Below are 23,565 nucleotides of genomic sequence, written 5' to 3' on the forward strand. Positions count from 1 at the left end.
CATGGCACTGACCCGCGAGCAGATGGCCGCGCGTGCCGCCGCCGAGCTCTCCGACGGCGCCTACGTCAACCTCGGCATCGGTCTGCCCACCCTCGTGCCGAACTACGTGCCCGACGACGTCGAGATCGTGCTCCAGTCCGAGAACGGCATCCTCGGCGTCGGCGCCTATCCGCTCGACGGCGACGAGGACCCCGACCTCATCAACGCCGGCAAGGAGACCGTGACCCTGCGCAAGGGCGCGGCGTTCTTCGACTCGGCCACGAGCTTCGGGATGATCCGCGGCGGCAAGGTCGACGCCGCCATCCTCGGGGCCATGCAGGTCAGCGAGGGCGGCGACATCGCCAACTGGATGATCCCCGGCAAGATGGTCAAGGGCATGGGCGGCGCGATGGACCTCGTCCACGGCGCCAAGAAGGTCATCGTCCTCATGGAGCACAACGCTCGGGACGGCTCCTACAAGATCGTCAAGGAGTGCTCGCTGCCCTACACCGGCCGCGGTGTCGTCCAGCGCATCATCACCGACCTGTGCGTCCTCGACGTCACTCCCGAGGGCCTCGTGCTGCGCGAGCTCGCGCCGGGCGTGACCGAGGCCGAGGTGCGCGAGCGGACCGAGCCCGAGCTCATCAGCGGCCTCTAGCCGGGGACGAGCCGACGGCTGACCCCGCGCGGCGCGGACCGGCCTCAGGCGGTCGTCGCTCGTCGAGCCCGCCGGTCAGACCGGACCGGGACCTCACGGGTGCGAGCCAGATCAGGTGAGGTCCTGGTTCGACTGCAGGCTGACGGTGACCGGGAACCGCTCGTGGCACGGCCGCCGGACCGGCAGTGCCGCACTGCCCGACCTCGCGAGGTCCCGAGGTGTCCATGAGGCTCGTCAGGCAAGACCCGCGATGTGCTCGATCAGTCCTGTCGTCGAGACGGACGGGGTCCGGGGCAGGTAGATGACCTCGCAGACGTCGCTCACCCAGTCGAACTTCCCGGCCCAGTCATCGCCCATGACCAGCACGTCGGCGCCCCGCTCGAGGATGTAGTCCCGCTTGAGCTCCAGGGACTCCTCCAGGAAGACCTCGTCCACGACCTTGAGCGCAGAGATGATCTCGAGCCGTTCAGCCTCGTTGAAGATCGGGGCGCGCCCCTTTTTGGCGACGTTGAGCGCGTCGGCGGACACTCCGACGACAAGCCGATCACCCAGCTCTGCCGCCCGCTGGAGCACTCTGACGTGCCCGACGTGAAAGACGTCGAAGGTTCCGAACGTGATGACGGTTCGATTGCTCACTCTTCTCCTCAGCCGATGCGAACTCGTCTGGTGAGAACGCGCGTCGACTGCGAGGGTACCCGCGCCGGGAGATCAGGGACGACCCAGACGACGTGGGCGTACGTCTACCTCGACGGCGCGGACAGCATCTGCCAGAGACGTCGTTGCCAGACCATGGCCATCGCTCACGGGCCCTCCCTCCGTGACGGCCACGGCCAGCGCACCGGCCTCGAGAGGGGCCAGCACGACGCCCGCGGGACGCGGCGCGGCGTCACTGGCCACGACCGTGGCGCCCGAAGCCTGCGCCTCGCGCACGATGACCGAGTCACCGTCCCAGCTCGTCGGGCGCAGGAAGGTTCCGGTTCGGGCGAGCACTGCCGAGACCTCGTCCGGTGGCGCGTCGAAGGCCACGCTGAGCCACGGCTCCACCTCTGCCGTGCGTCGAAGTCGCTCGACCTCAGGCGTGTCGTTGCCGTAGGCGAGGATGGTGAGGGTCGCGTCCGGCCAGCGCTCGCGAACGAGGCGGACCGTCTCGATGCCGAGCTCGGCGTTGTAGTGGGCGAGCCCTCCGTTGGTGGCCAGCGCCAACGAGTGCGGCTCTCGCGGGACGTCGGTCTGGACCGGAGCGGCCGAGGAGTCGAACGGTGTCACCACCGTGATGCGCGAGCGAAGTGCGTCAGGAAGGTTCGCCCCGATGTCGTCGTTGACGGCCCAGATCTCGTCGTAGGCGTGAAGCGCCAGCACCAGGGTCCTCAGCCGCAGGGCCCCCATTCGCGCGACCTGGTCCGCCGTCGACCCCGAGTGGAGCACGAGAACGGTACGGCCCCGTAGCAACCCGAAGACGGGCGCGAGCAGCACGGCCCGCCACAGGCGGGTGAGGTGCAGGAGATGGAGCGAGCGACGCTGCACGAGGGCAGGCAGCATCGACAGCGCCCGCCGGGCCGAGCCGGTGTCGACGTAGTCGACCGGGATGGCTTCTGCACGAAGGGCGGACGTCAGCTGTGCGTGACTCGTACGCACGCCGCCGACCTCACCGTGCTCCTGGGCCCACTGCAGCACCGGGAGCGGGGAACCGGACTCGCCGCCAGCAGGCCGCTTCCCCCTCACTCCAGCCTCCGGCTGGACAGCACACCGAGCAGGTGTCCCCCAGCAGTGACGACGATGAGTGGCACCATCGCCACCACGAGCACCTGCGTGCCGAGGAGGTCACCGCCAACGGTGTCGACCACCGCCGCGACGAGAGCGAGGAGGGAGGCCTCGACAGCGACGAACGCACGGAAGATCGGCAGGTAGTCGAAGGCGCGACGCAGGCGTGCCATGCCGGACGCCTTGGGCCGCGCAGAGCTCACCACGTCCTCGAGCGGAGGACGTCCCGTCTTCGCGCGGGCCACGTGCACCAGGTCGGTGAACGCCTTGTTGAGCAGGACTCCGACGGCCACCAGCATGCCCAGGACGGTCAGACCGCCTACATCGGCGGGTGAGTCGAGGCTCCACCCGTCGGCACGCAGGCCGAGCGCCATGGGTATCGATGCCTCGGTGAGGTAGTGACCGATGCGGTCGAGGTAGATGCCGGCTGGTGAGAAACGCTGGCGCCAGCGGGCCAGCTCGCCGTCGGAGCAGTCGAGAAGGATCTGGACCTGCATGGCCAGCACCGCCACCACCGGACCCCAGAGGCCGAGGAAGGGGATCATCCACGCCCCGCACACGCCGACCACGATCATGAGCCAGGTGACACCGTTGGGCGTGATCCTCGTGGGCAGCAGCACGCGCGTCGCGTGGATCGAGAGGTGTCGGAGGTAGAGGGCACCAGCCCAGTGCTCGGCGTTGTACCGGGCTATGTGCTCAGGTGGTTGCGCGACGGCCTTCAGCTCGGCAATGGTCGGGTGGTCGTCCGTCGGGTCGTGGTTCACGGGGAGCCATCCTCTCGGCCGTCGGACCGGGCCCCGGCACCGGGGCCGGCCTGCGTCTGGTCGACGGCGCTCCCTCCGCGCCAGGCGCGAAGGGAGTCGGTCGCATGAACGGCGAGCACCAGGACGGCACCCACGAGGAGCGGGAGGGCGGGGGCATCGCTGAAACCGCCGACCAGGGCCAGGACGACGATGCGCCCCTCGACGCCCAGCGTCGCCCGGACCACCGGCCTCGGTGTGCCGTGTCCGGTCTCACGCAGACGGTAGACGTTGTCGTAGACGTGCCAGCAGACAGCGGCCAGCCACGCATAGGCAGCAGCGCCAGCAGCGGGATCGCTCCCGGCGGCGAGCAGCAGGGATGCCGCCTCGAGCCCGATGAGGATCCCGGGGACCTGCCAGCTGAGACGACGGCGGCCGGACGGTCGGGGCAGGACACTGAGGTCGACAAGATGCTCGAGCGTCGCATCCGGCCGCCCGGCGTGGAAGCCGTCCCTGCCTGACAGCGCTCTGGCCAGTCGACCCGCCTGGGTCCAGGCCAGGGCGAGCGCCGAGGCGAGGGCCAGAGCCCAGAGGAGCAGCTCGGGGCTGAAGGCGACCAGGGCGAGCGACATGACGAGGTACCGCTCCGCGATCGGGAAGTGCAGAACCTGCTTGACGTCGCGGACGAGCCGGGTGCGCCGGGAGGACGGCCCGGGCACCACGGTGCTCGCCGCCGGCGGACCGCCGTCCAGGGGCTCGTCGAGTGGCACCTGCCGGGGCGCATCCATGGCCGAGGCTCGCCGCCGGGTCGTGTAGGCGAAGTCCTCGGCATGACGGATCGCGAGCAGTGCGAGCACGATGATCGCGAGCCACCAGACGTCGTTGCCCCGCCGCAGCGAGACCCACGCGACGGCAGCGAGCATGGTGAACTCCTTGACGCGGTCACTCACGGCGTCGAGCCATCCGCCCACCGCGCTCTTGCGTCGGGTGAAGCGGGCGATCTCGCCGTCGACGCAGTCGACGACGAGAGACATCTGGAGCACCAGGGCGGCGGCCACCCAGGTCCAGCGAGTGTCCACGGTGACCAGTGCGCACGCCGCCAGCCCGAGGAGCAGGCTGACGCCCGTCACGACGTTGGGGCTCCAGCCATGCATGAGGCCGTATGCCGTGAGGCGCCGGGAGAGCGGGCGTATCGCGTGCGTGGAGAAGACCCCGTCATTTCCGCGGGAGGCAGCCCGAAGTCGTTGCTGCCACGCTGAACCCGGCGCTCCAGGACGCTGGGCGGTCCCCCGCGCGACGGTGAGGTGGGTCAGCGGGACGGCGACCACCGGGACGACGGCGTCGCGGACCACGGCAAGGAGCGCGAGGTCGATCGTCTGCATGCCCGACAGGCGTGCGGACTCGCTGGCCGCGGCCGCCCGAAGAGCCCGTGCCACCCGTGGACGGTCGGCCGCAGCAACGCGAAGCAGCCCGGCCGCATACGTGGTCGGTCCGCTCACCACGTGGTGCGCGGAGCCGGTCGACACCAGCCGGCGAGACATGTCGTCGACCCGCACGGGCGTGAAGCCGCCGGCCGGCCCCGAAGACGTGGCATGCCGAGCTCGGCTGAAGGGACCGTCGACGACGGCCGCCGACGTGGCGTCGTGCGGCGAGTCGAGGATGTCGAGGAGTCCGACGGGACTGATCCGCAGGTCGTGGCTGACCAGCACCAGAGGGCGGTCCGTCGACCCCGCTGCCACGTCGGCGGCCGCGACCAGCTGCGCCGACACGGTCGCCTGCGACGGCGCGCCATGCACCACCACCAGCGCGAACGGTTCGAGCGACTCGAGAAGGTCCTTCCCGGCGACGCCGCCCAACACGACCACGTCACCGCCCGATGACCACCCCTGCACGGCCCGAGCACTGGAGTCACCGACGAGCGGGCGCTCGTCCAGCCTCACGAAGCCGCGTCCGCGTCGGCGTTGTACTGACTGATCACCTCGTCGATGGGGCCGTCCGCGATCAGGCTTCCCGAGCTCAGGTAGAGACCACGTTCGGCGAACCGCCTCAGGTCACCCTCGCTGTGCGAGACGAGGAACAGGGTCCGACCGCCCGACAGCATGTTCTCCATCCGCACGTAGCACCGCTCTCGGAAAGCGCGGTCACCGACGGCCAACACCTCGTCGACGAGGACGATGGGCTCATCGAGCGTCGTGATGAGCGCGAAGGCCAGCCGGACCTGCATCCCCGAGGAGAAGTGACGGAAAGGCATGTCCATCGCTGCAGCGACCTGGGGCCCGGCGAAGTCGACGATCTCGTCGTAGCGTTCGTCGATGTCCCGCTTGCGCAGCCCGTGCAGTCCAGCGGCGAGATAGACGTTGTCACGGGCAGTCAGCTCGCCGAGGAACCCGCCGGTGAGCTCGATCAGGGGTGCGACGCCTCCCCGCACGGTCACGCGACCCTCGTCCGGGATGAGCACGCCGGCGATCATCTTGAGCAGCGTGCTCTTGCCACCGCCGTTGGCTCCGACGATGCCGACGGCCTCGCCGGGCCGCACGTCGAACGAGACGTCCTTGAGCGCCCAGAACGTGTCGATCGGCGCTCCCGTGTGGCCCTTGAACACCATCTCGCGGAGCGACCGCTTGCGCCGACGGCTGCGATAGAACTCGACTCCGAGCCCTCGGGCCTCGATCACGGGCTTCATCAGATCTCCTTGAGAACTGCAGGCTCGAGGCGCGAGAAGACGTAGGAGCCGACGAGCAGCAGGACGCCGGACACGATCGCCGACAGGACGATGGCCCGATGGTTCAGCTCGGCGGGGAAGAAGCCGGCGCGGTAGGCCTCCAGCACGCCGCTCATCGGGTTGAAGGCGAGGATCGTCCGCAGGCTCTCGGGCGCAGCGTGGACGCCGTAGATGATGGGCGTCGCGTAGAACCCCATCCGCAGCGCGATGCGCACGATGCGCGACGTGTCCGTAAAAAGCACGGTGATCGGCGCAAGAAGCAGTCCCAGCCCGACCTGCAGGAGGAACTGCAGGACGAGCCCTACCGGGAACCAGACGAGCTTCGAGTTGACGTGCCCTTGCCCGACAGCCACGAAGTAGATGGCAAAACCGGCAAGCACCGGGAGAGAGAGGACGAACTCGATCCCCTTGGCGAGGACGACCCGCACCACCCACAGCTCCCGGGGCATGTTGGTCGAGCGGACCAGCCGGGCCTCGGCGATCAAGGCCCTGGCCGTCTCGGTCACACTCAGCTGGAACCACTGCCAGGCGAGGACCCCGATGACGATGAAGAGCACGTAAGGCTGGTAGCCCACACTTCGAGCTTTGAAGATGACCGTGAACACGACGAAGTAGATGGCCGCCATCGCCAAGGGGTCGATGATCGTCCAGAGGTATCCGATGGGGCTGCTCGCGTAGCGCACATGCAGGTCCCGACGAACGAGGGTCCACAGCAGCTGCCGCCGGCGGTAGAGCCCGCGCGTCTGCCGGGCAATGTTGACTGTCACGTGCCTGCCTGACTCATCGTGTGCCGGGTGTCCGGACGGTGGAACGGGATGGAGCGAGGCCCACGGTATCGTGACCAACCGGCAGGTCCGGAACTCGTCACCACAACTACCCCAGGGGACCCCTCCAGCATGAGCAGCGTGTCACCGCAACCACTCGTCAGCGTCGTGGTCATCGTCTACAACGACGCAAGACGCCTGCCGACCGCGGTCCGCTCTGTGCTTCGGCAGTCGCTCCGTCGGCTCGAGGTGATCATCGCCGACGACTGCTCGACAGACGACACGCCTGCAGTAGCCCAGTCACTGGTCGACTCCGACCCGAGGGTGCGTTACGTGCGGCTGCCGCACAACTCGGGCGGCTGCGGCGCACCGCGAAACGCGGGCATCGAGATGGCCACCGCGGACCGGGTGATGTTCCTCGACAGCGACGACCGCTTGGAACGCCACGCGTGCAAGAACCTCCTCGAGGCTCTCGAGGACGCCGATGCGGACTTCTCGATGGGGCTCGTCCGGCGCGAGTACATGGACACCAAGCGCCAGACACTCTGGTACCCCGCCTTCTTTCGGGAGCGCAAGGTGATCGAGTCCATCGACGAGATGCCGGAGCTCATCGAGGAGGCCCTGTCGGTCAACAAGCTCTATCGCCGTGAGTTCCTCGACAGTCACCGGATCCGCTTCCCCGAGGACATCCATTACGAGGACCAAGTCTTCACCATTCAGGCCTACACCATGGCACGGCGCATTGCGATCATCCCCGAGAACGTCTACCTCTGGCGTATCTTCCCGACAGCTGCCACCAAGTCCATCTCGAACCAGCGGCACCGTTTGGACAACTTCCGCTCACGGCTGGAAGCCCACCGTCGAATCGACGCCTACCTTGACGCCATTGGACTCGCCCACGTCCAGAGGACCAAGGACCGCAAGTTCCTCTCGCACGACATGCGCCTGTATCTCGCCGACGTCGTGGCCGGCGATCCAGCAACGACCCGGGAGGTGCTCGCTCTCGCCGAGCCATATCTCGGCGGGCTCGCCCGCGAAAGGTTCCTCGAGCTGCCCAAGGCCCTCGGCGCCGCGTACGGCATGGCTTTGCGAGGGGACCTCGCGGGGCTCCGCCAGACCATGTTGTTCGACCGCTTCAACATCATGGCTTTCACACTCGCGGAGGAGAACGGCCGGGTGAGCATCGAGGGTGACCGGGCATCGGCTGAGGCCGCTCCTGGCCGGGACTTCTCTGACGAGCTGGCTGAAGAGCTGTGCGATGTCACCACGGCCGACTGGCTACGAGCCCCGTTCGGCACGTACCACCACCACCATGAGGTGACGAGCTACTCGGTGCGCCGCAGGGACATCGTGCTGCGCGGTTTCACGCACGACACCCTGGGCAAGTTCGCAGCACACAACGACTGGTCGATGCGGCTCGTCGCACGTCGGGTCGGGCACGCGCAGGCAGTCACGGTCCCGATCGAGATCGAGCACCATGACAGCAACCGCCTCGAATGGCGTGCGCGCATCGCTTCCGACTCCGGACTCTTCAAGTTCGTCATGCCGGTGGAGTGGAGCCTCCGCATGGAGGTGACACTCGGCCGGCACAAGGTACAGACGCACCTGCTGTGGCCGAACAGTCTCGCGGCAGCCACGCTCCCCATCCACCTCGTCTCCCGACTCGTACACGGTCGTCCAGCGGAGCTGGGCCCGGATGTCGAGGGCAGGGCCCGCCTGTCCGCTGCCGCGCAGGGCGAGACCCGGCGCAGGGCGCTGCGCGCCCTGGACCGTCGGGTGCTGGCGCGCATCGACGACCGGCGCCGGGACAAGCGTCCGTCCGACCAGCTCGACCACTCCACCTTCTTCGAGAACCTCCAGCACCTGCCCCTCGACCCCTCGCTCGTTCTCTTCGAGGCCAACATGGGCACCATCTACGGGGACAGCCCCAAGTACGTCTATGAGCGGATGCGACAGCTGAGACCGGACCTCAAGAGCGTCTGGGTACTCCCCAAAGACACACCGCCGCCGCACCCGGACACGCGCACTGTCGTGCGCGGCTCGCGCCAGTACCTCCTCGCCCTGGCACAGGCCTCCTACTGGGTCGACAACCAGACCCTTCCGGCCTACGTCCGCAAGCGCCCCGGCCAGCGATATCTCCAGACCTGGCACGGGATCCCGCTCAAGCGAATGGGCAAGGACGTCCTGGGCTGGGACCTGCCGGAGCGACTCCCCGACCGTGGCATCGGCGCATGGGACCACCTCGTGGTGCCGAACCCCTACTTTGCGGAGACCTTCGTCCCAGCCTTCGCCTACGAAGGCAAACAGGTCCGCTGGGGCACTCCACGCAACGACGTCCTCGTCAACGGCACGCTGACCCGCGAGGAGGCCCGACGGCTGCTCGACCTGCCGGATGACGCCAAGATCGTGCTCTATGCGCCGACCTTCCGCGAGTCGCTGCGGGACAAGCGCTCGAAAGTCACCCTGCCCTTCGACGTGGACGGCCTGCTCGAAGCCCTGGGCCCGGAGTACTTCCTGCTGCTCCGCCCGCACTACCTCAACAAGATCCATGTCCCCGGCACCGCGCGCTACCGGGCCATCGACGCCTCCACGGTCCAGGACGTCAACCTGCTGTACATCGCGGCAGACGTCCTCGTGACGGACTACTCCTCCGTGATGTTCGACTTCGCCCTGCTGGGCAAGCCGATGATCTTCCACACCTTCGACTACGACGAGTACCTCATGACCCGCGGCACGTATTTCGACCTGCGCGCAGAGGCGCCCGGCCCCTTCACGACGACGACCGATGAGTTGGTCGCCGCCCTGAGATCCGCGGAGTCGGGCACGACCGAGCACGCTGCGGCCTACGACCGCTTCCTGGAAAGGTTCTGTGGCATGGAGGACGGACACGCGTCCGAACGCGCTGTTCTGGCGCTGCTCGAGGAGATGGACGCGTGACCTCGTTCCGCTCGCTCGGCGGCACGCGGCCACCGATCCTCGTCATGTCCAACCACATCGACGGACTCGGCGGCGCCGAGCGGGTGTCCCACCTCATCGCCGCGGGACTCACCTCGCGTGGCTACGACGTCGCCCTGCGCGGCATACGTCCAGCGGCCGACGAGCGACTCACGCTCGGCAGCCTGCCGTACTCCACGGGCTTCCTGTCATCGAGGCCCGAACGTCCCCGTAGCGAAGAGCCCTGGCCGGACGACGTGCGCGCGTCGATGCGTGCCGAGGCGGTCAAGGGGCTGGACCGCCTCCTCGAGGGATACCGCGAGGGTCTCTTCATCTGCACGCAGGTCTTCGTGGCCGAGCACCTCGCCGAGCTCGGCATCGAGCGCTGTCTCAATGCCGGGACCCGCGTCATAGGCCAGTACCACTCGTCGTTCGATGCGGCGCAGCTCACCGGCGACTTCGGCCGGATATCGAAGGTCTACCGCCAGATCGACCGCTTCCTGCTCCTGACCGAGGAGGACGCGACGGCGTTCCGCGAGAAGAACTTCAACAACACCGGGCACATGCCCAACCCGCTGCCCTTCTATCCGGACGAGGCGCCGACGACCGGGCGGGACAAGCTCGTTGTCCTCATCGCGCGGCACGATGAGAACAAGCAGGTGGACCACGCGCTTCGCGCTTGGTCACTCGTCAGCTCGCAGCACCCGGAGTGGCGACTCGAGCTGTACGGTGACGGGCCCGAGCACGAGGCGCTCGTTGCTCTCGCAGCCGAGCTCGGGATCGCGTCATCCGTGCGGTTCATGGGCGTTGTCGACAACGTGGAGGCTGTGCTGTTGCGCTCCAGCATCGCCCTGCTCTGCTCCCACTACGAGGGACTGCCGATGGTCCTTGCAGAGGCGATCGCGTGCGCTGTCCCTGTCGTCACGTACAACGCCTCGGCGGGCATCCGCGAGATCGTCCGCGACGGTGAGAACGGCATCGTCGTCTCCCCGTCGCACATCGAGGGTCTGGCCGCAGGCATGCGGCGCCTGATGTCCGACGAGCCCCTCCGACAGACCTATGCCGACCAGGCTCGAGCCCACGCGCTCGCCTTCTCGGCGGAGTCCGTCCTCGACCGCTGGGAAGAGCTCATCGCCCGCACCATGCTGTGAGCGCGGACAGGCGGACGGCCCCGGCCCGAGGCCAGACCGGCCGGGCCCGGAGCCGTCCCCGTATCGCGCTCACCGGGGGCGTCCTTCAGGGGGCACCGACGGCTTTCTCGAACTCGCTGACGACGACCTCGTTGTAGGCGTACGGGTCGAAGGCAGAGGGGACGGCCTCACCGTCGACCGCCTTCAGCATGCCATCCGCCAGGGCCTCCACCGTGCGTTCGACGACGATGCCGGCGCCCGGTTCGAGAGCAGAGCCGACGGAGTCGAAGGCCGTGGAGACGACGGGCAGACCGATCGCGCGGGCCTCGAGGATCACCATGGGCTGGCCCTCGTAGTCGCTGGAGAGCACGAAGCAGCTGGAGGCCGCCATGATCGACCAGGGGTTGCGCTGCAGACCGACGAGCTGGACGGCATCACCCAGGCCAAGGGCCTCCACCATGTCCTGCAGCCGCGCTCGCAGGGGGCCGTCGCCGATCACGACCAGTCGCGCTTGCGGTCGCTTGGCGTGCACCGCGGCGAAGGCCTGGATCAGGCGCGCCTGGTTCTTCTCCGGGGAGAGGCGCCCCACCGTCACGAAGAGGTAGGGATCACAGCCGGGGTCGGCGGGTGACAGGCAGTCGATCGTCCCAGCCGGGGGCCTCTCCGCGGCGCCCGACAGCACTCGCTGCACGTCCAGGGTGTTGCGCGCAGCGACGAACTTCTCAGCGGCAGCGTACTGCCCGAGATTCGCCGCGTTGATGTCGCGCAGCGCCTCCGAGACCGACACCAATCGGTCGTACAGGTGATAGCTGGAGAACACACCGGCGAGGTTGCGCTCGTGCGGACGTCTGCCGTGCACCTGGCGCATCTGGTCGGCCAGTAGATCGTTGTGCTGCCACACCGCCCGTCGACCGGGCGCCTGACCCAGGAGGAACGTCCATGCGGGCGAGTAGCCGCTGAAGTCGACCACATGGTCGAAGACTGCGTCTCCGACGGTTCGACGCAGCTCCTGGGCGAGGTGCTCGTCCAGCTTCGACTGCACGGGCGCGCTGAGAGAGTCCCGCCGCCCCCGCATGAGCTTCCGACGGGCCGACCGCAGGCGCTTGCTCATGACCATGCTGCCCTTGCGGTGGAGCTGACGGGCCCGCGGGTCGATCATCTCGATGTTGACGACCCGATCGGCGTTGTCGCTCTCCTGAACCAGCGCCGTGACGTCCCACCGCTCGTGGTCGATGGAGCGAAGCAGGTTGAGGCCTGCGCTGGTGATGCCGTTGGACATCATGCCGCCCAGGTAGATCAAGAGAGTGGGGCGACCGTCCCTGGCCAGCGGTCGCGTCCCCTCGGTCGTCTCGCCACGCACGACGACGTCCAGGACGCGCTGGGTTGCTCCGCCGTCATCTCGCGGGGCGTACGTCCGGCGCGCCGCGTCCCGTAGCTCGCGATGCGTGCGCACCGGGTCCATGTCGCCACCGGTGCCGACGGCCGCAGCCAGCTCAGCCAGCTGGCTGACGGTCGTCGCCTGCGGTCCGGGGAGGTCGCAGGCGTCGAGGTAGGCACCTCGCTGGTCGTCGTAGTCCTCCCTGTCAGGAGTGAAGAAGATGATCGGCCGCCCCGTGGTGAGGAAGTCGAAGAAGATGCTCGAGTAGTCGGTCACCAGGACGTCCGTCGCTGCCAGGACGGTGTTGGTCGGTATGTGGTTCGGCACGAGCCGGCCCTCCAGGCGCGGCTCCCGGACGGCGTACGAGTAGACCTGTTGGTGGACCTTGAGCAGGACGCGATGACCAGGCGGCAGCTGGGACTGGAGCTCGTGGACCTGGTCGGCAAGCGAGGCGGCATCGTCGACCGGGGCGTGGAACGATGCTCCCTTCCACGTGGGAGCCAGCAGCACCAAGGTCTCCTGCGGTGAGACGCGGGCTCCGTGCTCGTCGAGACACGCGCGCGCGGCCGCCGCTCCCTGCGCTCCGGTGAACTGCGCGTCGGTCCTGGGCTGGCCGAGCTCGAGCAGTCGTGCTCGTCCCACGTTCGTGAGTCGGTACGCGCGCTCGAACATCTGCTCGCTCATGAAGGGACTGCTCGACAACAGGAAGTCCGCCATCAGGAAGTTGCGCAGGACGTTGCGTGCGGTGAATGCCCCCCGCGCTTCGTCGTAGCCCATCTTCTTCAAGGGAGTGCCGTGCCAGGTGTTGAGGTAGACCTGCTGGGGTCGCTTGCCCCAGTGCGGGGGGAACGTCGCATTGTTGATGAGCAGGCCGGCCGTGGCCAGCGCCTGGTGATAGGCCGTCGAACCCCGCTTCACGAAACGCACCCGGGGATGCCCCTTCAGCTGCTCGACGGCCGGATCGGCTGCGTCGAGGTCCTTCAGCACCCACACGTGCCGGAGGTGTTGCTGGGCCATGTCGTCCAGAAGAGCCCGGAAGATGGCTTCGGGGTTGCACAGCATGCCGTTGCCGCCGAAGGACTCGTAGAGCACCAGACCAGGGTCGACGGGGAGCTCCTGCGCGGCAGCCCTGAGCTCATGGGGCCCGGCTGCGGCAACCTGGCGGACGACTCGCTTGACCTTCGCGGCAAGCCGCGCGGCTGATGACATCGGGTCCGGACTCCTTCATCGTCTCGCTCGAGGTCCGGCGGACCCGAGACGCCCGCCATCGTACTGACCACGCCCCGGCCCCTCGACCTCGGTGCACGACACCCGAGGGCCCGGCGGGACACCGCAGCAAGCGTGTCGCGGGCGTCTGTAGAGTCTCTGGGGCGCAGACCACGACAAGACCATCGGAGAGTGTGAAGCGGTGCTAGTCCCCGGTTCGACATCGTGGAGCGGCACCTTCGTCGTCTTCCTCGCCACCACGGCCCTCGTCCTGCTGCCCGGCCTCGCTGCGGGCCTGCTGCTCCGACTGCGCCCCCTCGCGGCGCTCGGGCTGGCGCCGCTGCTGTCCACCACCTGCCTGTCGGTCTCCGCCGTCTTCGCGTCGGCGCTGGGTGTCCGGTGGGGCCTGGCCCCGCTCCTCGCCGGGGCCGTCGCCCTGGCTGCCGCGTGCGCCGGGCTCGGCGCGCTCGCCTCCCGCGCCAACGGGGCCCTCTCGGCGCGCGGCCGGTGGCGCGACCTCCCGCCCGCGCCCCGCTTCGACGCCGTGTGGTGGGCTGCGCTCGTGGGCGTGGCGCTCGTGTTCGTCCTCGTGCTCGTCACCATCTCGACCGAGCTGCGCTCGCCCGAGGCGCTGCCGCAGGGGCCGGACACGATCTTCCACGTCGCTGCGCCGCAGTGGGGCCTCGAGAACGGCACGCTGTCGTCCTTCGAGATCGGGCGGTTCAACTTCCCCACGTGGTCCGGCTTCTACCCGTCGGCGTTCTACGCGTTCACGGCGACCATCTCGCTCCTCACCGGCGCCTCGGTCGTCGTCTCGTCCTCGGTCTTCGTCCTCGTGCTCGTCGGGCTGGCGTGGCCCATCGGCTGCGTCGTGCTCGCGCTCGCGCTGTTCGGGCGCCGCGTCGTCGTGGCGCTGTCCGCCGCCCTGCTGAGCGTGGCGTTCACGACCTTCCCCTACCTGCTCATGGGCTTCGGGGTCCTGTGGCCCAACCTGCTGGGTCAGGCGATCCTGCCCGCCGCGGTCGCCGCCGTGGCCGGGATCTTCCGCCCTGCGGGACGACCTGCGTATGCCGTGGGCGACCGTCTGCGCTCCGCGGTCGTCCTCGTCGTCGCCGTCCCCGGGCTCGTGATGGCCCACCCCAACGCCTTCGTCACGCTGTGCGTGCTCGCAGGCCTGCTCGTGCTCGGCCGGGTCCTCGGCTACGCCTTCCGGCAGGCGTCCTGGCGGCGACGGCTGGCGGTGCTGGCTGGGGTGGTCGCGACCCTCGCGGCAGCTGCGGCCGCCTCCGTGGTGCTCCGCTCGGCCTCGATGTTCGGCACCGGTGCCGCCGGCCCCGAGCGGACGCCGTCCGAGGCGTGGCAGGACCTCGTCAACTTCGCCCCGCGCCACACGAGGCCGCTGCCGGTGCTTGCCGCGGTGGTCGCGATCGGGATCGTGGCCGTGCTGCTGCGCCACCGCGGGGTGCGGTGGCTCATCCCCGCGCTCGTGGGGACGCTGGCGCTCTACTGGCTGAACATCGCCGTCGACACCGACACAGTCCGGTGGTTGACGTGGCCCTGGTACAACAACGCGGTCCGGCTGCACACCGCCGCCATCCTGCCCGCCGTCCTCGTGGGGACCGCCGGCCTGGTGGCCCTCGTCGACCTGGGAGCGCGGCTCGTGCCACCGGCGCTGGCACGCCGGCAGGTGCTCGGGCTCCGGCTCGGCACCGCCGTCGCGACAGTCGTCGTGCTCGGCGCCCTCTGCCTCAACGCGGGCACGCAGGCCGACGCGCACCGGCACATCCTGCACCGCTACTTCCACCCGAAGCCGGCGGACTCGTGGGCGTCGGGCCCGGAGCTGCGAGCACTGCGCGAGCTGTCCGCGAAGGTGCCCGAGGACGCCGTCGTGGCCGCCAACCCGTGGAACGGCGAAACCTACCTCTACGTCGTCAGCGGGCGCACCCTGCTCATCCCGACGGAGAAGACGAACACGCCCGGTGACCGGCAGCTGCTCGCGAGCTCTCTCGACCGGGTCGGCACCGACCCCGACGTGTGCGCCGCTGCGGAGCGTCAGCGGGTGACCTACGCGATCACCGGCGGCCAGCCGTTCTCGTGGGCGGGCGACCGGGTCCGGGAGTACGTCGGCATCGACCAGGTGGGCAGCTCCCCGGCGTGGCGCCGGGTCGCGGCCGCGGGCCCGTTCACGCTCTACGAGCGGGTCGCCTGCGCCCAATCCGGATGAGACCTGATGAGACCGCGGGACCGGCTGAGACGCCGGCCTCGACGCCGACGGAGACTCCGGTCGGATCAGTCGGTGGCGGAGGCCTGCACGGCGAGGGCTTCGCTGGGCCGGGTCAGCCGGCGCGGGCTGGAGAGGAAGCCGATCCCCCACGCCCAGTGCATCGTCGCGAGGACGACGGGCGTGACCGCACGGGAGCGGGCGGACTCGCCACGCGAGATGGCGGCGCCCCCGGCGACGACGCCCGCGGCATACCCCGCCGGCACGACCCACGCGGGCGCCCAGAAGAAGCCGGCGACGGTGGCGGCCGTCGTGACGACGACCATCGTCGGCGGTGCGAGGTAGCGCGGGTTGATGGTGCCCTCGTGGTGGCGCGCGACGACGCGGCGCCAGCGGCCGTAGTGGAAGTACTGCTTGGCGAGAGCCTTGACCGACGCGCGAGGACGGTAGGTCACCTTGAGGTCGGGGGTGAACCACACGGTGCCACCGGTCTCGCGGATGCGGTGGTTCATCTCCCAGTCCTGCGCCCGCGCGAAGTGCGCGTCGTAGCCGCCGACTCGTTCGAGGGCGGAGCGACGGAACACCCCGAGGTAGACGGTGTCCGCCTCCCCCGCCTGCCCGCCGGTGTGGAAGCGGGAGCTGCCGACGCCCAGAGGGCTGCGCATCGCCGCAGCCACGGCTCGCTCGAAGTCCGTCGTGCCCTGGGCGTCCATGATCCCGCCGACGTTGTCGGCACCCACCCGCTCCAGCTCCCGGACGGCGACGCTGATGTAGTCGTCGGGGATCTCGGCGTGGCCGTCGACCCGAACGATGACCTCGCCGGTGCTCGCGCCGATCGCGGCGTTGAGCCCGTCCGGGGTGCGGCCGGTCGGGTTGCGCACGACACGCACACGCGAGTCACCAACCGCGAGGGCGGCGGCAACCTCGTCGGTGCGGTCGGTCGAGGGTCCGAGCGCGAGGACGACCTCGAGGGGACCGGCGTAGTCCTGCGCGAGGATCATCGCCACCGCATCACGAAGGTGCCTCTCCTCGTTGAGGATCGGCATGATGACGCTGACCGCCGGCTGGAGGTCGGGAGTCAGGTCCACGGTGGTGTCCTTGTCGTCGTCGTTCGTCGGTGAGGCTCGGTGGCCCGAGCCTCACCGCGCGAGCGGCGACCAGCCTACTTGAGGAGCTGGCGGGCCATGACCAGGCGCTGGACCTGGTTGGTGCCCTCGTAGATCTGGGTGATCTTGGCGTCACGCATCATCCGCTCGAGCGGGAAGTCGCTCGTGTAGCCGGCACCACCGAGCAGCTGGACGGCGTCGGTGGTGACCTTCATGGCGACGTCCGAGGCGTAGCACTTGGCCGCGGCCCCGAAGAAGGTGAGGTCCTTGTCGCCGCGCTCGGACTTCGCGGCCGCGACGTAGACCATCTGGCGCGCGGCCTCGAGCTCCATCGCCATGTCGGCGAGCATGAACTGGATGCCCTGGAAGTCGGCGATGCGCTTGCCGAACTGCTTGCGCTCCTTGACGTAGGCGAGGGCCTGGTCGAGGGCGCCCTGCGCGATGCCGACGGCCTGGGCACCGATGGTGACGCGGGTGTGGTCGAGCGTGCGCAGCGCGATCTTGAGGCCGTCGCCGACCTGGCCGACGATGCGGTCGCCCGGGAGGCGCACGTTGTCGAAGTGCAGCTCGCGCGTCGGGCTGCCCTTGATGCCGAGCTTGCGCTCCTTCTCACCGAAGGTGAAGCCCTCGTCGGACTTCTCGACGACGAAGGCCGTGACGTTGCCGCCGCGAGGACCGTCGGGGTCGGTGACCGCCAGCACGGTGTAGTACTCCGAGACGCCGGCGTTGGTGATCCACGACTTCTGTCCGGAGAGGACCCAGCCGTCGCCGTCCTGGCGGGCGCGGCAGCGCATCGACGCGGTGTCCGAGCCGGCCTCGCGCTCGGACAGGCCGTAGGAGAAGGTCGTCTCGCCCTTCGCGAGCGGCGGGAGGTAGCGGGCCTTGACCTCGTCGCTGCCGTCGAGGATCACGGGCAGCGAGCCGAGCTTGTTGACGGCCGGGATGAGCGAGGCCGAGGCGTCGACCCGGGCGACCTCCTCGATGACGATGCACGTCGCGAGGGCGTCGGCTCCGACGCCGTCGTACTCCTCCGGCACGTGGGGCGCGAAGAAGTCGGAGGCGACGAGGGCGTCGTGGGCCTCCTGCGGGTAGCGGGCCTCCGCGTCGACGGCCGCGGCGTACGGGGCGATCTTGTCCTCGGCGACCGCGCGGACGGCCTCCCTGAGGGCCTCGTGGTCCTCGCTGGTCCGGAACAGGTCGAAGTCGGCATTCGTGCTCACGGCGCGATCCTACTCACGAGTTCGGATTAGTAGGACGTCCTAGTGATCGACGCCACGGCGAGCAGATCCCTGTGCCTGCCACCCCGCTCACCGCGCCCTGTCGGGTGAGACGCGGCGTCCACGATGAGGACAGCCGCTCCCGGAGGACGGACACGCATACGTACACTCGCAGGTAGGTCATGAGCGCCAGCGACAAGCCCCGGCTCGCTGGCCGGCAACCCTCCAACCGCGGTGGGGTGCCCCGGGTGAGGACCTGGCCCGTCGACGCCACCCGGCGCTCGGGCAAGCGCGGAGAGCCTCTCTCCCGCACCGACCCGTCGGTGCACCAGGTCCGCCCAGCGGGGACCTCTGGTCATCGACACGACCCAGGAGGAGCACGACGATGACCGAGCCCAGCTGGTCCTTCGAGACCAAGCAGATCCACGCCGGACAGAGCGCCGACAGCGCGACGGGATCACGCGCGCTGCCGATCTACCAGACGACGAGCTACGTGTTCGACGACACCGACCACGCGGCAAACCTGTTCGGGCTCAAGGAGTTCGGCAACATCTACACCCGCCTGATGAACCCGACGACCGACGTCGTCGAGCAGCGCATCGCCGCCCTCGAGGGCGGCGTCGGGGCGCTCCTCGTCGCCTCGGGACAGTCGGCGACGACGCTGGCCCTGCTCAACATCGCCGAGGCCGGCGACCACATCGTGGCCTCCCCCAGCCTCTACGGCGGCACCGTCAACCTGCTGAAGTTCACCTTCCCGAAGCTCGGCATCGAGGTCAGCTTCGTCGAGGACCCGACGTCGATCGAGTCGTGGCGGGCCGCCGTGCGCCGGAACACCAAGGCGTTCTTCGGCGAGACCATCGCCAACCCCAAGGCCGAGGTCCTCGACATCCAGGCCGTCGCCGCCCTCGCCCACGAGCACGGCGTCCCGCTCGTCGTCGACAACACCATCGCCACGCCCTACGTCATCCGCCCCATCGAGTGGGGCGCCGACGTCGTCGTGCACTCGGCGACGAAGTACCTCGGCGGCCACGGCACCTCGATCGCGGGTGTCATCGTCGACTCGGGCAACTTCGACTATGCCAAGGACCCCGAGAAGTTCCCCAACTACAACACCCCCGAGGAGAGCTACCACGGCCTCGTCTTCGCGCGGGACCTCGGCGTCGGCAGCCCGCTCGGGGCGAACCTCGCCTACATCCTCAAGGCCCGCGTCCAGCTGCTGCGCGATCTCGGGCCGTCGGCCTCGCCGTTCAACGCCTTCCTCATCGCCCAGGGTCTCGAGACGCTGTCGCTGCGCATCGAGCGACACCTCGACAACGCCGCGAAGGTCGCCGCCTTCCTCGCGGACCACGCCCAGGTCGAGCGGGTCGTGTGGGCCTCGTTGCCCGAGAGCTCGTCGCACGCGCTCGCCCAGAAGTACGCGCCGCGTGGCGCCGGCGCCGTGCTCTCCTTCGAGATCGCGGGCGGCCTCGCGGCGGGCAAGAAGTTCGTCGAGGCGCTGACGCTGCACAGCCACGTGGCCAACATCGGCGACGTGCGCTCCCTCGTCATCCACCCGGCCTCGACGACGCACTCCCAGGGACCCGAGGAGGACCGCCTGGCAGCCGGTGTCACGCCCGGCCTCGTGCGGCTCTCGGTCGGCATCGAGCACATCGACGACATCCTCGCCGACCTCGAGCAGGGCTTCACCGCAGCTGACGGATGACGTCCGGATTGCCGTCCGAAGGGTTGCCGGCAGCGTGGCCGGTCGGCCTCTCACCGCCGGGCGTGATCGCCGGCGTTTCGCCCCGAGATGGGGCGGCGTAGCGGAGGTAGGCAAGCCTGGACTGCTCTTGGCGCATGTGCATCACCGACTCGAGAACGTAGCCGACCAGCGCGACGATGGCCGCGATGGTCATAACTGCGGCAGCCAGGATGGCGGTGGGAAAACGGGGCACCGTCCCTGTCCTGATGTAGTCACCCACGACGGGCACGGCGAGCACCACGGAGGCGATCGCGAGCAGCCCAGCCACCAGGTTGTGCACCAGAGCAGGACGCTCTCGGCGAGCCAGGTTGAGGATCACACGCAGAATGCGCCAGCCGTCGCGGTACGTGCGCAGCTTGCTCTCGCTTCCCGGTGCCCGATCCTTGAAGTCGATCGGGATCTCGAGAGTCGGCAGCCGTAGGTTGAGGGCATGAACCGTCATCTCCGTCTCGGTCTCGAACTCCCGAGACAAGGCGGGGAATGACTTGACGAATCGGCGGGAGAAGACGCGGTAACCGCTCAACATGTCACTGATGTCGTCACCGAAGAGGTGCTGGACTGCCCCCGTCAGGAGGCGATTGCCGGCCGCGTGGCCGGGCCGGTATGCGGAGGCGGACGTCTCTCTCCGCGCGCCGACCACCTGGTCGAACGGACCGTCGAGAAGCGCATCAACGAGCTCGCGCGCCCGCGTCGCGTCATACGTGTCGTCACCGTCGATGATGAGCAGCGCGTCGGCGTCAACGTCAGCGAAGGCACGACGGATCACGTTGCCTTTGCCCTTGTTGCGTTCCGCCCGAACGATCGCTCCGGCCTCACGGGCCACCTCGGCCGTCCGGTCCGTGGAGTTGTTGTCGTAGACGTAGATCACGGCTTCCGGGAGGCTGGCCCGCAGATCGGCCACGACCTTGCCTACGGCCACCTCCTCGTTGTGGCACGGCACGACGCATGCGATGCTCGGCTGCATTTCTCCTCCTAGAATGTCGTCGCGAACTATAGGGCTCCGAGCGCATGCGGGGAAAACGGCGCCCGGCCGCTACGATTCGCGGGTGCCGGAACAAGACATCCGCCACCGCCCAGGCGTGTCCTCGACCGCCGCACGGCTGCGCCTCGAGATCACCGCTTTCGGCGCGGTCGGGGCGTTGGCCTTTCTGATCGACAATGGTGGCTACAACCTGCTGGTGTTCGGGGTCCCCGGGCACAGCCCCGGACCGATGGCAGGCGCCCCGGTCGCTGCCTCCGTCGTCGCGACGGGCGTGGCGACGGTGTTCTCGTGGGCAGGGAACCGGTGGTGGACCTACCGACACCAGCGTCGGGCCCGCGCCTCGCACGAGTTTCTCTTGTTCGTGGTGGTCAACATCATCGGCATGGGGATCACGGCGGCGGCTGTCTTCGTGGCTCGGTGGGCGGGGTTCGACTCCCTTCTCAGCGACAACATCGCGCGCCTGGTGGGCTGGACGCTGGCCACGGTCTTCCGTTTCTTCACCTATCGGTCGGTGGTGTTCGTCTCCTCATGATCACCAGGCCACACAGCAGGGTCGGGCACGGACCGACGCGTGGACGGGACTCCCTCGTCGTCGCTGCAGGCGCAGTCGTGGGCTGCGCCGTGACGGCGTTCGTCTTCTGGCCCGGCTACCTCAGCTATGACTCCCTTTGGCAGCTGCAGCAGGCCCGCGGCGACGTGGCCCTCAGCGACTGGCACCCACCGGCGATGAGCCTGCTCTGGCGTGCTCTCACCACCGTCACGGGGAGCGAGGCTTCGCTGGCCCTGGGCCAGTCCGTCGCCCTCTGGTCGGCACTTGGCCTGATTGCCTTCGTCGTGTCGCGGGCGACCTCCAGGCTATGGACGGGTCTGGCCGTTCTTGCCATCGGCCTGTTCCCCCCGGTCCTCACCATCACCGGGGTGGTCTGGAAGGACGTGCAGATGGCTCTGGCCCTTCTGCTGGCGATTGCCCTCACTGCGGTCGTGGTCTACCGACGGCCCTCATCCACACCCGTGCGGCTGGTGATCTTCGCGGCTGCAATCATCCTGCTGGCCTACGCAACCATCGTCCGCAAGAACGCCGTGTTCGCCATCATTCCGCTCCTGGTCCTGGTGACTGTGGTGTTCTGGCCGGCCCGTGGCTGGAAGCGATGGGTTGTCACGGTGGTCTCGTTCGCTCTGGCGGTGGCCGTACCGACGGCGCTCATCGAGTTCGTCGCGAAGCCGACGAAGACGAGCCAGGTCACCCAGATCTTCATCGACGACATCATCAACGTCGTGCCGTCCAAAGAGCTTGCAGCAGCGGATGTGCGCTCGGATGTACGGAGCAAGCTCGTGCGCGCCCAAGAGGTCTGCCGCGCAAAGGACTCTGTGGTCAACTCCTACTGGACGTGCTACGGGCAAGGGGCTGACGGTCCCTTCACCGCCGTGGCCAACCCAGGCGAGATCCAGCGGCTGTGGATGGCCGAGATGCCTAGCCACCTCCCCGGCTACGTCCAGTACCGCGCACGCCTCTTTGTCGACCTGCTCTTCGCCACTCGCCAGCCCTACCAGGAAGGTGTGCTGAGCAACGACCTCGGCATCAACGTGGCGCATCCACAAGCCGAACGAGCCCTCGCGTCATACGTCACCGGCATGCGACGCGACGTGCCCGTCCTCTTCTCAGGTTGGTTCTGGCTGTTGGTGTGCCTCGGGATCGCCCTGGTCCCCGGCCGTCATCGTTGGACGTGGGTCGTACGGGCGTGTGGTTGGTCGGGTGCCCTGTACATCCTTGGTTACGCGCCTGTGGTCCCCGCGACAGACTTCCGGTACGTGTACTGGTCTGTCGTCGCGGGAACGCTCGGGCTCACCTTGGCTCTGGTTGCGCGGCGGACGGACCCGGCCAGCGCGACACCGCCTGAGCGTGGTGAGGGAAGGCAGGTGGATCCCACTCGAGGTGCGGACGAGGACGACCGAAACGGATGGCACGATGGCCGCCATGCCGATCCGCTACCCCGCCCCGCTGCGCCCCGGTGACCACATCGGCGTGACGTCCCCGAGCTCGGGAGTGGGCGACGCCCTGTGGGGGCGGTTCACGTATGCCGTCCAGTGCCTCCGCGACCGTGGCTTCGAGGTCGTCGTGGGCGAGCTCAACCACGCGCCAAGCCACGTGAGCGGGACGCGTGAGGCGCGTGCCGCCGAGCTCATGGCGATGCTCCTCGACCCGTCGATCCGGGCCGTCGTGCCACCGTGGGGCGGGGAGACCGGCATCGACCTGCTCGACCTGCTGGACCTCGACGCCGTTGCCGGTGCCGAGCCGACGTGGTGCGTCGGCTTCTCCGACACCTCCACGTGGCTGACTCCGCTCACCCTGACGACCGGCATCGCGACGATCCACGGACAGAACCTCATGGACACCCCGTACGCCGTGCCGGACGGCATCCTCCACTGGGTCGACGTCGCCTCGACCCCGGTGGGGGGCGAGCTGGTCCAGCACTCCCCCGGCCGCTTCCGCTCGGGCGGGTGGGACGACTACGCCGGCAACCCGACGATCTCCCGGATGACCCTCGACGGGCGCGGCACGTGGACCCGGATCGACCCGGGCCACGAGGGTGAGCCGGTGACGCTGACGGGGCGCGTCGTCGGTGGCTGCGTCGAGACGGTCGGCTTCCTCGCAGGCGGACGCTTCGGTGACACGAATGCCTTTGCGGCACAGCATGCCCCGGAGGGCCTCCTCGTCGTGCTCGACATCTGCGAGTGGGCGTCGTACGACATCTGCCGGACGCTGCACGCGATGCGCCTGCACCGCTTCTTCGACGCGGCGACGGGCGTGCTCGTCTCCCGGACGAACGCGCCCGGGCGCGACGGCTTCACGCAGCACGACGCGGTGCGCGACGCGCTCGGGATGCTCGGCGTGCCGATCCTCGCGGACGTCGAGTGCGGGCACGTCGCGCCGTACCTCGCGCTCGTGCAGGGCGCGTCGACGACTGTCGTGCACGACCCGGAGGCCGGCACGTACACGGTGACGCAGCGTCTGGCCTGAGGCGGGT

18 protein-coding genes and 1 riboswitch are annotated in these 23,565 nt (G+C 69.0%); of the genes, 8 read left to right on the forward strand and 10 right to left on the reverse strand.

Translation table 11 applies throughout. The annotated features are described in order from the left end of the window. Position 1: 1 nt before the first annotated feature. Complete coding sequence (locus IEY30_RS16975; protein ID WP_030203034.1) at positions 2–637, forward strand: CoA transferase subunit B; 636 nt, start codon at positions 2–4, stop codon at positions 635–637. A gap of 234 nt (positions 638–871) precedes the next feature. Here IEY30_RS16975 and IEY30_RS16980 read toward each other — a convergent pair whose 3' ends face one another. The 6 genes from IEY30_RS16980 to IEY30_RS17005 form a co-directional block, all read right to left on the reverse strand. Beyond that, entirely contained in the window at positions 872–1,273 is a 402-nt protein-coding gene (locus tag IEY30_RS16980; RefSeq protein WP_030203036.1) for an FAD synthase family protein, read from the reverse strand. Between the two features lie 72 nt (positions 1,274–1,345). Next, complete coding sequence (locus IEY30_RS16985) at positions 1,346–2,272, reverse strand: glycosyltransferase (protein ID WP_188960162.1); 927 nt, start codon at positions 2,270–2,272, stop codon at positions 1,346–1,348. 83 nt (positions 2,273–2,355) lie between these two features. Further along, on the reverse strand, positions 2,356–3,162 hold the full coding sequence (locus IEY30_RS16990; RefSeq protein ID WP_030203043.1) for a CDP-alcohol phosphatidyltransferase family protein: 807 nt from the start codon (positions 3,160–3,162) through the stop codon (positions 2,356–2,358). Beyond that, positions 3,159–5,078: a DUF5941 domain-containing protein gene (locus IEY30_RS16995; RefSeq protein ID WP_030203045.1), complete on the reverse strand. Its 1,920-nt coding sequence runs from the start codon at positions 5,076–5,078 to the stop codon at positions 3,159–3,161. Before IEY30_RS16995 ends, IEY30_RS16990 begins: the two co-directional genes overlap by 4 nt. Beyond that, complete coding sequence (locus tag IEY30_RS17000) at positions 5,075–5,821, reverse strand: ABC transporter ATP-binding protein (protein WP_030203050.1); 747 nt, start codon at positions 5,819–5,821, stop codon at positions 5,075–5,077. The genes IEY30_RS16995 and IEY30_RS17000 overlap by 4 nt, the downstream gene beginning before the upstream one ends. Beyond that, a complete protein-coding gene (locus IEY30_RS17005) occupies positions 5,821–6,627 on the reverse strand; it encodes an ABC transporter permease (RefSeq protein ID WP_052359000.1) in 807 nt (268 codons plus the stop codon). The genes IEY30_RS17000 and IEY30_RS17005 overlap by 1 nt, the downstream gene beginning before the upstream one ends. Before the next feature lie 138 nt (positions 6,628–6,765). Between IEY30_RS17005 and IEY30_RS17010 the strand changes: the two genes are divergently transcribed. Further along, positions 6,766–9,561 carry a bifunctional glycosyltransferase/CDP-glycerol:glycerophosphate glycerophosphotransferase gene (locus IEY30_RS17010; protein WP_162181030.1) on the forward strand — a complete coding sequence of 932 codons (2,796 nt, stop codon included), beginning with the start codon at positions 6,766–6,768 and terminating at the stop codon, positions 9,559–9,561. Further along, positions 9,558–10,709 carry a glycosyltransferase gene (locus IEY30_RS17015; protein WP_030203056.1) on the forward strand — a complete coding sequence of 384 codons (1,152 nt, stop codon included), beginning with the start codon at positions 9,558–9,560 and terminating at the stop codon, positions 10,707–10,709. The genes IEY30_RS17010 and IEY30_RS17015 overlap by 4 nt, the downstream gene beginning before the upstream one ends. Positions 10,710–10,794: 85 nt before the next feature. Here IEY30_RS17015 and IEY30_RS17020 read toward each other — a convergent pair whose 3' ends face one another. Beyond that, complete coding sequence (locus IEY30_RS17020; protein ID WP_030203058.1) at positions 10,795–13,275, reverse strand: glycosyltransferase; 2,481 nt, start codon at positions 13,273–13,275, stop codon at positions 10,795–10,797. A gap of 199 nt (positions 13,276–13,474) precedes the next feature. Between IEY30_RS17020 and IEY30_RS17025 the strand changes: the two genes are divergently transcribed. Next, entirely contained in the window at positions 13,475–15,496 is a 2,022-nt protein-coding gene (locus IEY30_RS17025) for a DUF6541 family protein (RefSeq protein ID WP_052359002.1), read from the forward strand. Between the two features lie 65 nt (positions 15,497–15,561). Here the strand turns inward: IEY30_RS17025 and IEY30_RS17030 are convergent, their stop codons facing one another. Both IEY30_RS17030 and IEY30_RS17035 read right to left on the reverse strand, forming a co-directional pair. Continuing rightward, positions 15,562–16,581 (reverse strand): glycosyltransferase family 2 protein, encoded by a 1,020-nt coding sequence (locus IEY30_RS17030; RefSeq protein ID WP_043417378.1) that lies wholly within the window; start codon positions 16,579–16,581, stop codon positions 15,562–15,564. A gap of 74 nt (positions 16,582–16,655) precedes the next feature. Further along, complete coding sequence (locus IEY30_RS17035; protein WP_030203071.1) at positions 16,656–17,819, reverse strand: acyl-CoA dehydrogenase family protein; 1,164 nt, start codon at positions 17,817–17,819, stop codon at positions 16,656–16,658. A 175-nt stretch (positions 17,820–17,994) separates the two neighbouring features. Continuing rightward, positions 17,995–18,114, forward strand: a riboswitch (SAM riboswitch). An 87-nt stretch (positions 18,115–18,201) separates the two neighbouring features. Between IEY30_RS17035 and IEY30_RS17040 the strand changes: the two genes are divergently transcribed. After that, the gene (locus tag IEY30_RS17040; RefSeq protein ID WP_030203074.1) at positions 18,202–19,518 is read left to right on the forward strand and encodes a bifunctional o-acetylhomoserine/o-acetylserine sulfhydrylase; all 1,317 of its coding nucleotides are present in this window, start codon (positions 18,202–18,204) and stop codon (positions 19,516–19,518) included. Here the strand turns inward: IEY30_RS17040 and IEY30_RS17045 are convergent. Then, positions 19,499–20,521: a glycosyltransferase family 2 protein gene (locus IEY30_RS17045; protein ID WP_052359003.1), complete on the reverse strand. Its 1,023-nt coding sequence runs from the start codon at positions 20,519–20,521 to the stop codon at positions 19,499–19,501. The two genes, IEY30_RS17040 and IEY30_RS17045, sit on opposite strands and share 20 nt — an antisense overlap. 82 nt (positions 20,522–20,603) lie before the next feature. Here IEY30_RS17045 and IEY30_RS17050 point away from each other — a divergent pair, with 82 nt between their 5' ends. The 3 genes from IEY30_RS17050 (at position 20,604) to IEY30_RS17060 (ending at position 23,558) form a co-directional block, all read left to right on the forward strand. After that, positions 20,604–21,071, forward strand: coding sequence for a GtrA family protein (locus IEY30_RS17050; RefSeq protein ID WP_229675058.1), 468 nt, complete (start codon positions 20,604–20,606; stop codon positions 21,069–21,071). An 89-nt stretch (positions 21,072–21,160) separates the two neighbouring features. Further along, the gene (locus tag IEY30_RS17055; RefSeq protein WP_156035481.1) at positions 21,161–22,552 is read left to right on the forward strand and encodes a hypothetical protein; all 1,392 of its coding nucleotides are present in this window, start codon (positions 21,161–21,163) and stop codon (positions 22,550–22,552) included. After that, positions 22,506–23,558 (forward strand): LD-carboxypeptidase, encoded by a 1,053-nt coding sequence (locus IEY30_RS17060; protein WP_308423767.1) that lies wholly within the window; start codon positions 22,506–22,508, stop codon positions 23,556–23,558. The genes IEY30_RS17055 and IEY30_RS17060 overlap by 47 nt, the downstream gene beginning before the upstream one ends. The last annotated feature ends 7 nt before the right edge of the window (positions 23,559–23,565 follow it).

Source organism: Terrabacter tumescens (assembly GCF_014646815.1).
Lineage (GTDB): Bacteria > Actinomycetota > Actinomycetes > Actinomycetales > Dermatophilaceae > Terrabacter > Terrabacter tumescens.

Excerpts from the sequence above, each read along its gene's own strand:
- IEY30_RS16975 (WP_030203034.1), top strand. The coding sequence starts at position 2 with ATGGCACTGACCCGCGAGCAGATGGCCGCGCGTGCCGCCGCCGAGCTC.
- IEY30_RS17020 (WP_030203058.1), bottom strand. The coding sequence starts at position 13,275 with ATGTCATCAGCCGCGCGGCTTGCCGCGAAGGTCAAGCGAGTCGTCCGC.
- IEY30_RS17000 (WP_030203050.1), bottom strand. The coding sequence starts at position 5,821 with ATGAAGCCCGTGATCGAGGCCCGAGGGCTCGGAGTCGAGTTCTATCGC.
- IEY30_RS17060 (WP_308423767.1), top strand. The coding sequence starts at position 22,506 with ATGGCCGCCATGCCGATCCGCTACCCCGCCCCGCTGCGCCCCGGTGAC.
- IEY30_RS17040 (WP_030203074.1), top strand. The coding sequence starts at position 18,202 with ATGACCGAGCCCAGCTGGTCCTTCGAGACCAAGCAGATCCACGCCGGA.
- IEY30_RS17045 (WP_052359003.1), bottom strand. The coding sequence starts at position 20,521 with ATGCAGCCGAGCATCGCATGCGTCGTGCCGTGCCACAACGAGGAGGTG.